7 protein-coding genes and 1 pseudogene are annotated in these 6,638 nt (G+C 66.6%); 4 read left to right on the top strand and 4 right to left on the bottom strand.

What is annotated here, in order from left to right:
- Positions 1-175: 175 nt before the first annotated feature.
- The 3 genes from VFX99_RS15760 to VFX99_RS15750 all read right to left on the bottom strand — a co-directional run bounded on the left by VFX99_RS15760 (position 176) and on the right by VFX99_RS15750 (position 2,493).
- A complete protein-coding gene (locus VFX99_RS15760) occupies positions 176-961 on the bottom strand; it encodes a PRC and DUF2382 domain-containing protein (RefSeq protein ID WP_329667240.1) in 786 nt (261 codons plus the stop codon).
- 50 nt (positions 962-1,011) lie between these two features.
- Complete coding sequence (locus tag VFX99_RS15755) at positions 1,012-1,677, bottom strand: hypothetical protein (protein WP_329667239.1); 666 nt, start codon at positions 1,675-1,677, stop codon at positions 1,012-1,014.
- A gap of 99 nt (positions 1,678-1,776) precedes the next feature.
- Positions 1,777-2,493, bottom strand: a complete 717-nt coding sequence (locus VFX99_RS15750; protein WP_329667238.1) for a TetR/AcrR family transcriptional regulator C-terminal domain-containing protein — start codon at positions 2,491-2,493, stop codon at positions 1,777-1,779.
- A gap of 290 nt (positions 2,494-2,783) precedes the next feature.
- Here VFX99_RS15750 and VFX99_RS15745 point away from each other — a divergent pair, with 290 nt between their 5' ends.
- The 4 genes and pseudogenes from VFX99_RS15745 to VFX99_RS15730 form a co-directional block, all read left to right on the top strand.
- Entirely contained in the window at positions 2,784-3,500 is a 717-nt protein-coding gene (locus VFX99_RS15745; RefSeq protein ID WP_329667237.1) for an MBL fold metallo-hydrolase, read from the top strand.
- 1 nt (position 3,501) lies between these two features.
- Positions 3,502-3,996, top strand: a complete 495-nt coding sequence (locus VFX99_RS15740) for a DUF2243 domain-containing protein (protein ID WP_329667236.1) — start codon at positions 3,502-3,504, stop codon at positions 3,994-3,996.
- Positions 3,997-3,999: 3 nt separating this feature from the next.
- On the top strand, positions 4,000-4,824 hold the full coding sequence (locus VFX99_RS15735; protein ID WP_329667235.1) for a cytochrome c oxidase assembly protein: 825 nt from the start codon (positions 4,000-4,002) through the stop codon (positions 4,822-4,824).
- 415 nt (positions 4,825-5,239) lie between these two features.
- Positions 5,240-5,542 (top strand): annotated as a pseudogene (locus tag VFX99_RS15730) (hypothetical protein); the annotation flags it as partial.
- Positions 5,543-6,075: 533 nt separating this feature from the next.
- Here the strand turns inward: VFX99_RS15730 and VFX99_RS15725 are convergent.
- Entirely contained in the window at positions 6,076-6,267 is a 192-nt protein-coding gene (locus VFX99_RS15725; protein WP_329667234.1) for a hypothetical protein, read from the bottom strand.
- Positions 6,268-6,638 lie beyond the last annotated feature (371 nt).

Below are 6,638 nucleotides of genomic sequence, written 5' to 3'. Positions count from 1 at the left end.
CGCCCAGGATGGACGGGACCCACGCGCCCGGGCGGGTGCAGAGCGGCGAATCGGTGCCCGGCTGTGACGCCGGACACCGATACGCTCGGGACTACTTGTCGGTCAGGACGTCTTCCACGTCGTCACCGGCCTTCTTCACCCCTCGCTCCTGCCTGGTCCGCCTGGCCCTCGCTTGTCAGCGGCCGGCGGTGCGGGTGTCGTCGTCGAGCTCGATTTCTTCCTTGCGGACCTCGGCGTTGACCTGTTCGGTGTCCGTCACCGTTTCGGTGCCGAGGCGAACCCGCTCGACCGGGACAGTCTCCTTGGCGATCACGGGTCGCTCCTCGGTGAGGACGACCTCGTGCTCTTCCTCGCTGATGTCGGGGCCGGCGAGCGCATCGCCGACGTTGGCGTCGGTGATCGGCTCGCGCTCGAGGCGGACTTCTTCGTGGCTGACCGGGACGGTGACGGTCTCCTGCTCGGTCACGACGTACTTGCGCAGGCGGGCGCGGCCCGTCTCCACTCGTTCGGTGCCGACGTGCAACTGCTCCTCGGAGAGCGTCATCGCGTCGTCGGTCGTGGGTCCGGAGGTGTCATATCCCTCGGTCGCGTCGACATTTCCGCCGGCAGGTGCGTTGGCGGTGGTGTCGAACCCGGAGCGGTGGGTGGTGCCGGATGCCTGGTAGTAGTCGTACAGGCTGGCTTCTTCACCGTCGGTGAGGTCGGTGTCGGAGTCGATGCGGGGGGCGTCTTTGACGAAGTCCTTCGAGTACGGGACACGCAGGTCTCCGTCGACGGTGTCCGCCTGGTCGAGGGGCACGAACGACTCGGAGGTCCCGAAGAATCCGGTCACGACCGTCGCCCAGTTGGGCTGCCCGGAGGTCGGGTCGACGTAGATCTGGCCGACCGTGCCGATCTTGTGGCCGTCGGGGTCGGTGACGTTGGCTCCGACGAGGCTGGCGATGTTCTGTTCACTGATCATGCGGGTATTGCCTTTCAACTGGGTGATGTGACTATTGGCGAGTGGGTGGGTCAGCGGCCGAGGCCGACGCGGTCGACCTTGCGGTGGTAGCGCATCCCGGTGAGGCCGCCGAGGATCGCACCGATCAGGGTGATCGCGGCCGCGCCGAGGGCGGTGAGGATGCCGGTCAGGGTTGCCGTTTCCGGGGTGACCGGGATGCGGGGGAAGCTTTGCAAGTTGGAGAGGATGTCCCACTGCGCGCCGGCGATCGCGGTGATGATGGCGACGACGATCGCGATCGCGATAGCCCAGATCCATACGGCGATGCCCTGCTTGAGGCCGCTGAACCGCGCCATCCGCCCGGCGACGTAGCCACCGGCGAAGTAGGAGATCAACAGCACCAGACCGATCACGATGGCACTGACGATTCCCACGATGCCGGCGTTGTCCGCGGCGGCGTCGGCGGCTTCGTCCGCGGTGGTGCCGCTGCCCAGGCCGGCGGCGGCGCCGATGGCGGCGACCAGCGCGGTGAGGAGGACGGTGGTTCCCATCGCGGTGAGCCAGCCGAAGAACGCGGATCCGAACTTGAACCCGCCGAACTCCGCCTTCTCGCGTTCGTGGACGTCGTTGCGGAGGGTGTGGGTCTCGTCGACAGGGACGGCGGCGTTGCGGGAATCGGCGTCGTACACCGGCGCGCCGGGTTCCCGATACTCAGGGGTGTTATTGCTGCTGCTCATGTCCCGACGGTAGGCGCCCGCGTTGCCCGGTCAGGGGTGGTTGTGTTCACGCGACATTGCGCGTACTGTTCCCTGCTTACACAGTAAGTCTGCCCGAGGTCACTGCGTGAGTTCCCGGTTCAGACGGTCCAGGAGAACCTCCAGCGACACCTCGAATTCCTCGTCGCTGCGGTCCTCGCTCAGCAGTGCGCGGAGGCGTCGCACCTCGGGCGCGCTGTCCAAGCCGATCTGCCCGTCACGCTCGGGGATGTCCGCGTTCCCCTCGTCGAGAGGCTCTTCAACGGGGGCGGTCTCGGCCCCGCGCACCGCGGACTCCAGGAGCAGCTGCCCGAGGAGGAAACTGCTGAACGAACGGTACGCGTCCACCGCCTGCGCATCGCTGAAGCCATGGCCGATCAGCGCGGTGAGGAATGTGTTGACGACTTCCACGCTGCGCAGCGGCGGCCGCAGCCAGGGGGCGGCGGGATGCCGGGTGGCCACGAGCGGAAAGGCCTTCGGATGATCGATCGCGATCCGCCGTACCTCATGTGCGACGGTCTGCAGAAATCCCTGCCAATGCTCCGCGAGCTCCTCGTCAAGACTCGTTGTGAGGTTGCCCATCAGCAGAGCCACCACCCCTTCGAGTAGATCCTCTCGTCCGTGAACGTACCGATACAGCGACATGGCCTCTACGCCCAGCTCCTGCGCCAAGGACCGCATCGACAGGCCTTGCGCGCCGGAACGGTCGATTTGCCCCAGCGCGGTCTGGACGATCAGGTCTCGACTGAGGCGACCGGCGGAGGATCCCGTCGGCTTCTTCTTCGCCTGCTCCGCCATCGTGAGTCTCCTTCCGCTGCACCCCGGCACGCCCTCGGCAACCGCCCGACGAGCCGACCGCTCGACCTCACGCTACTCACGGTTGCGGTGAACAAGGGCAGCCCGCCATCTCTCCACCCGCTTTCAGATCCCTGGCCGCGCGCCGCCAGGCATCCGGAAACCGGACCGGGCTCAGTCGACGAGTAGCACCTCCGAAGCGACCGGGCAAGGGCTGAGCGTCGATAACACGCCGGTGGAGGCTTGGGCTCATGGCGAGAACAATGGAACCGTTCAAGGTCGTCGCGGAGGGCGTGTACTGGCTCGAGCGCGCGGCGGTCAATTGTTATCTGATTCGAGCGGACGACGGCATCGTACTCGTCGACGCGGGGCTGCCCGGCACATGGCCGCGCCTCGTCTCAGCACTGGCGTCGTTCGGAGCGACGCCGGCCGATCTCGATGCGGTCGTCCTGACCCATGGGCATTTCGATCACGTCGGGATGTGCGAACGCCTGAACCGCGAACACCGGGTCCCCATCCACGTCCACCCGCGGGATCAGGAGCTGGCACGCCACCCGTACCGCTACCGTCACGAGGCGTCTCGCCTGCTTTACCCGGTGCGCTACCCCAAATCCATCCCGATCCTGGCCGGCATGGCCGCCGGCGGCGCATTGCGGATCAAAGGCGTCGACGCGCTGCCCGATGTGGAACCAGGTGTCTCGCTGCCGGTTGCCGGGGGCCTCACTCCGATGTGGTCGCCCGGTCACACGCGCGGGCACTGCGGGTTCCACCTCGGAAGCATGGGGATCCTGTTCTCTGGCGATGCCCTGGTGACACTTGATCCGTACACAGGGCGCAAGGGGCCGCGCGTGGTTGCCCGCGCCGCCACCGCAGACAGCACCGAAGCGCTGCTCATGTTGGACGTCTTTGCCGCGACGCGGGCCACGTTGGTGCTCCCGGGTCATGGCGCGCCGTACCACGGCGACGTCCGCGCGGCCGTGGAGGCGGCACGAGCGGTGGGCGTGGACTGACATGCTCACCCCTTCCAACTCGCCCGCGCCGGTGGACTACCGGGCGCGGTGGGCGTTTTCACGCCGGAACCTATGGTCGGGGATCCTGTTCGGGGTCGGCCTGGTGGCATTCGTCGATGAGGCTGTGTTCCACCAGATCCTGCATTGGCACCACTTCTACGATCTCGCGACGCCCGAGATCGGCCTCGTGTCCGACGGTCTTTTCCACGCTCTCAGCTGGGCGGCGACAATCGGTGGACTGTTCCTGCTGGCTGATCTCCGCCGTCGTCGTGCGTTCTGGCAGACTCGCTGGTGGGGTGGAGTGCTGCTCGGGGCAGGCCTGTTCCAGCTGTACGACGGGACGGTCCAGCACAAGCTTCTCGGCATTCATCAGATCAGATACGTCCCCGACGTGCTTGCCTACGACCTGACCTGGAACATCGTCGCGACGGTGCTCGTGATCGCCGGGATCGTTCTGACGGTTCGCACGCGGCCCAGCACCATTCCTGTGGCATAACGCATGCACGAGCACACCGAGCCCGCGCTGAGCGTCGCACTGATCCTGGCAATTCCGTTCATCTTCGCGGCCGTGCTCTACCTAAGCGGCGTGAGCATCCAGGCGCGTCGCGGACGCGAATGGCCGTGGTATCGCTCCGGCGCGTGGGTCCTCGGCGTCAGCGCCGCCGCGGCGGGGTTCGCCGGCCCACTTGCGGATGCCGGCCACAGCAATTTCGTCGCCCACATGTCGTCGCATCTGCTCGTGGGCATGATCGCGCCGCTACTGCTCGTGCTCGCCGCGCCGGTGACGCTCGCCCTTCGCACCCTGCGCGTCACTCCGGCCCGCCGGTTATCCAGAGTTCTCTTGAGTTGGCCGGCGCGGATCTCGGCGCTCCCGATCGTTGGAGCCGTGCTCAGCGTCGGCGGGCTGTGGCTCCTATACAGAACCGACCTGTACGCGATGATGCAGCAGAACGTGCTCGTGCATCTGATGGTGACGAGCCACTTCCTTCTCGCCGGATACCTGTTCACCGTGGCCATCATCCCGGTCGATCCGGCTCCGCATCGAGCGGGGTACCGCGTACGCCTCGCTGTGTTGGTTCTCGCGCTCGCGTCACACGGCATCCTTGCGAAGCTGATCTACTCTGACCCGCCCGCGGGGGTGGATGCTCTTCAGGGTCAGGCCGGCGCGATGCTCATGTACTACGCGGGTGACGTGGTCCACGTCCTCGTGATCGGCATCCTGTTCACTCATTGGTACCGGGAGGCCGGCCGTGAGCTTCGACGCTCCCAGTTTTCATACGCACAGACTGCGCGAAGGTGGCTCGTGGGACCCGCCGACCGGTGATGCCGGGAGGCGACCCGCGCTCGCGGCGCGAGGAGAATTCCGCACCGGAGCTGAAATCGCCGACGCTGTCGCGGCGTACGCACTTACCCTCGCGCGAGCTCGTCGGCTGGACGTGGTCGACATCCCGTTCGTCGCGGCTGACGGGTCGATCCACCGCGCGCAGATACGCATCGGCTGGCTGATCGAAACCATTGGCACGACCGACGAACTCCGCCGAGGAGTTGCTCGACGTTGACACCATCATCGACTTACTCGATAAAGCCGGCTTGCGAGCGATGTCACCGGAGTCGCCGGGTGGCCGCCGCTGGACGGTGGAGTTGAGCGGCCCGAACTGGGAGGAGCTGATCTAGCCGACGGGTTCCTCGACGATGCGCCGACCGTAGCGAGAGGAAGCGAGGAGGAATACCCTGATCGCGTGGGCACCATCTTCTACGGGGGATCAGCCTCACCGATCCATATCGAGGACCGCGCGCTCGCGCACCTCAAGGTGGTCATCGCGACCAAACTCCGGCGCAGCGAGAGCTTCACCCTGTCGTGGAGACACCCCCCAGATCAGCCACCGGGCCGCAGCACGATCTGGCTGCACCCGTCCATCCCCTTGCGATTCGTCTTCGAGGACCCGGAACCAGCGGAACTCAGCCGGCAGTGGATCGAAGAGCTCGCGCACTCCGCCAACTCGTCCGGTGGAATCATGCTGGTCGCCGAGTACGTCGACGGTGATCAGGTGGAGGCTGTCAAGCCAACGGCGCCTGGGATTGCCGTGGGCAAGGTGCAAATGGAAGAGCTGGCGATCGACAGGCTCACCGTCGCCGGCACAGAGCTGACCGGTGTCGGTGAGCCCACCCGCCCGAGTGCCCTCCAGGGATCGCACGCTCGCATGGATGCCCAAGGCTGATTTCGTACTCATCGCCTGCGCGCGCAATGTAATGCCGCGCCCAGGCCGGTGTTGTGCGCCGATCACGCGCTGGGGTCGGGCAGTGGCGGCGTCGTGACTGCCGAACCTGCAGCGAACAGGCTCGGGCGGACGTGGCGACGCGAGCCGCCGGGGCGATCAGCGCGGCGGCGTGCCCGGCGGTGCCGTCGGACGCACTGCAGCGGCAGCGGTCTCCGACGGCACCTAGCCCTCGCCGTTCTCCACTGCCGCCGCTGGGGGAAGGCGGCAGCTATGCGAGTCCGGGCGCGGGCTGGAGCTGACGGTAGAGACTCTGGGATTTTCCGACGACCCCCTTGACAGGCGTGACGCGTCGCCGATCAAGCGCCGACGGACGGAACGTACCTCGGAACCTCAGGAGGGATCTCCGATGGTCGATCACCGGCGGCGAGATTCCCGGGGTGAGTGCCGTCCCGCTCCCACGACATGCCCTCCACATCGACCACTTCGTCGGCGCTCTCGACGTCGACGACCTTCCACCAGGTGTCGGTCACGAGGACCACTTGTGTCATGATCGCGACGATACAACGCAGTTGCTCCCGATCCAACAGGTCACGAGATGCCGCCCGGCGGCTCCGGTCGTCCGTCCGGATCTCCGCGTTGAGGTTCCCTGAGCCGCATTCCGACGACCGACCCATCTGCCCCGAGACCCTGGATGGCCATCTGCGACCGTCAAGAAGGCCAGGGGCGACTTTTTACGCGGTCGAAACATCGGCGTTCCCGGGCTCGTGCACGGAGTCACTACGTTCTTCGGGTGGACGCATTCAACATAGGAGCTCACCCCCGCTGCCCCGACGATTTGGACACCGTCATGCGCAGCATCGCAGGCGTTTGGGAATGCCCGACATGCGGCGGTCAGTCGATGGCCGACTTCGACCACCCG

Source organism: Microbacterium sp., assembly GCF_036277215.1.
In the GTDB taxonomy this organism is placed as follows: Bacteria; Actinomycetota; Actinomycetes; order Actinomycetales; family Microbacteriaceae; genus Microbacterium.
This window is presented reverse-complemented; position numbering and strand designations above follow the sequence as displayed.

Excerpts from the sequence above, each read along its gene's own strand:
- VFX99_RS15760 (WP_329667240.1), bottom strand. The coding sequence starts at position 961 with ATGATCAGTGAACAGAACATCGCCAGCCTCGTCGGAGCCAACGTCACC.
- VFX99_RS15755 (WP_329667239.1), bottom strand. The coding sequence starts at position 1,677 with ATGAGCAGCAGCAATAACACCCCTGAGTATCGGGAACCCGGCGCGCCG.
- VFX99_RS15750 (WP_329667238.1), bottom strand. The coding sequence starts at position 2,493 with ATGGCGGAGCAGGCGAAGAAGAAGCCGACGGGATCCTCCGCCGGTCGC.
- VFX99_RS15740 (WP_329667236.1), top strand. The coding sequence starts at position 3,502 with ATGCTCACCCCTTCCAACTCGCCCGCGCCGGTGGACTACCGGGCGCGG.
- VFX99_RS15735 (WP_329667235.1), top strand. The coding sequence starts at position 4,000 with ATGCACGAGCACACCGAGCCCGCGCTGAGCGTCGCACTGATCCTGGCA.
- VFX99_RS15725 (WP_329667234.1), bottom strand. The coding sequence starts at position 6,267 with ATGACACAAGTGGTCCTCGTGACCGACACCTGGTGGAAGGTCGTCGAC.